Genomic DNA, 1,427 nt, shown 5'->3' with positions numbered 1-1,427 from the left:
CCTCGGCTAAACAAAGGAAAAACCTTTGTCTAACCGAAAGTCCCCCTTAGGCAGTTCCCGATTGTGCACAACAAGCGATGTTTCTGTACGAAATTTCTCGATAATGCATCATATCCATTATAGACAAAAGGGAAAATTCTATACAGAAAAATTAAACACGACGACGTTTTGGCGGACGACATCCATTATGAGGAACTGGAGTAACATCTCTGATTGCTGTTACTTCTAGACCTGCAGCTTGAAGCGCACGAATTGCAGCTTCACGACCAGCACCAGGACCTTTTACAGTAACCTCTAAAGTTTTTAAACCGTGCTCCATTGCAACTTTAGCAGCAGTTTCAGCAGCCATCTGTGCAGCGAATGGAGTAGATTTACGAGATCCACGGAAACCAAGTGCACCAGCACTAGACCAAGAAAGCGCGTTACCATGAGTATCTGTAAGTGTTACGATTGTGTTGTTGAAAGTAGAACGAATATGAGCTACACCAGCTTCAATATTCTTTTTCACACGTTTTTTACGAGTGTTTGTTTTACGTGCCATTGTTAGTTCAACCTCCTTTACTTATTATTTCTTTTTATTTGCTACTGTACGACGTGGACCTTTACGTGTACGAGCATTGTTTTTAGAATTTTGACCACGAACTGGTAAACCACGACGGTGACGAAGACCACGGTAAGAACCGATCTCCATTAGACGTTTAATGTTAAGGGATACTTCACGACGAAGGTCTCCTTCAACTTTGATACGATCGACGATATCACGGATACGTCCTAATTCGTCTTCAGTTAAATCGCGAACTCGTGTTTCCTCAGAAACACCAGCTTCAGCAAGAATTTTTTCAGCAGTTGTACGACCAATGCCGAATACGTAAGTTAAAGAAATAACAACGCGCTTGTCACGAGGAATATCTACACCTGCGATACGTGCCATTCCGAATGCACCTCCTTCTGATTAACCTTGTTTTTGTTTATGTTTAGGGTTTTCACAAATAACCATTACTTTTCCACGTCTACGAATAACTTTACATTTTTCGCAGATCGGCTTAACTGACGGTCTTACTTTCATGTCTCGAACCTCCTTAAAGATTACGGAGTGCTATATTATTTAAAGCGGTACGTGATACGACCACGATTTAAATCGTACGGAGATAATTCTACCGTAACTTTATCTCCTGGTAAAATACGAATGAAGTTCATACGAATTTTACCAGAAACGTGAGCCAATACAACATGCCCATTCTCTAATTCTACTTTGAACATAGCATTTGGCAACGTTTCAATAACGGTACCTTCGACTTCAATTACATCATCTTTAGCCATTCAATGTTCTCCCTTCTTCAAATCAGTAACATTCTACACTGTTCTGAAATTCCGGAGAGCCAGCTACCTATAAAGTGGTAAGGATTTCGTATCCTGCTTCTGTAAGA

At 40.6% G+C, this 1,427-nt stretch carries 4 protein-coding genes; all 4 read right to left on the bottom strand.

Features of this window, described 5'->3' with window-relative positions; all coding sequences use genetic code 11:
- Positions 1–151: 151 nt before the first annotated feature.
- From rpsK to infA, 4 genes are read right to left on the bottom strand one after another with little or no spacing between them, the layout of a single operon-like run.
- Entirely contained in the window at positions 152–541 is a 390-nt protein-coding gene (gene rpsK / locus PLX19_RS22030) for a 30S ribosomal protein S11 (RefSeq protein ID WP_000101801.1), read from the bottom strand.
- Positions 542–565: 24 nt separating this feature from the next.
- Positions 566–931: a 30S ribosomal protein S13 gene (gene rpsM / locus PLX19_RS22025; RefSeq protein ID WP_035433696.1), complete on the bottom strand. Its 366-nt coding sequence runs from the start codon at positions 929–931 to the stop codon at positions 566–568.
- Between the two features lie 21 nt (positions 932–952).
- Positions 953–1,066, bottom strand: a complete 114-nt coding sequence (gene rpmJ / locus PLX19_RS22020) for a 50S ribosomal protein L36 (RefSeq protein WP_000868344.1) — start codon at positions 1,064–1,066, stop codon at positions 953–955.
- 35 nt (positions 1,067–1,101) lie between these two features.
- On the bottom strand, positions 1,102–1,320 hold the full coding sequence (gene infA, locus PLX19_RS22015) for a translation initiation factor IF-1 (protein WP_020062312.1): 219 nt from the start codon (positions 1,318–1,320) through the stop codon (positions 1,102–1,104).
- Between the last annotated feature and the right edge of the window lie 107 nt (positions 1,321–1,427).

This window comes from Bacillus sp. BP-3 (assembly GCF_028401955.1).
Lineage (GTDB): Bacteria > Bacillota > Bacilli > Bacillales > Bacillaceae_G > Bacillus_A.
The sequence above is the reverse complement of the archived record's forward strand: the minus strand, read 5'-3'. Positions and strand labels throughout refer to the sequence as shown.

What these genes read in the sequence shown, in the direction of transcription:
- rpsM (WP_035433696.1), bottom strand. Translation starts at nt 931, where the DNA reads ATGGCACGTATCGCAGGTGTAGATATTCCTCGTGACAAGCGCGTTGTT.
- rpsK (WP_000101801.1), bottom strand. Translation starts at nt 541, where the DNA reads ATGGCACGTAAAACAAACACTCGTAAAAAACGTGTGAAAAAGAATATT.
- rpmJ (WP_000868344.1), bottom strand. Translation starts at nt 1,066, where the DNA reads ATGAAAGTAAGACCGTCAGTTAAGCCGATCTGCGAAAAATGTAAAGTT.
- infA (WP_020062312.1), bottom strand. Translation starts at nt 1,320, where the DNA reads ATGGCTAAAGATGATGTAATTGAAGTCGAAGGTACCGTTATTGAAACG.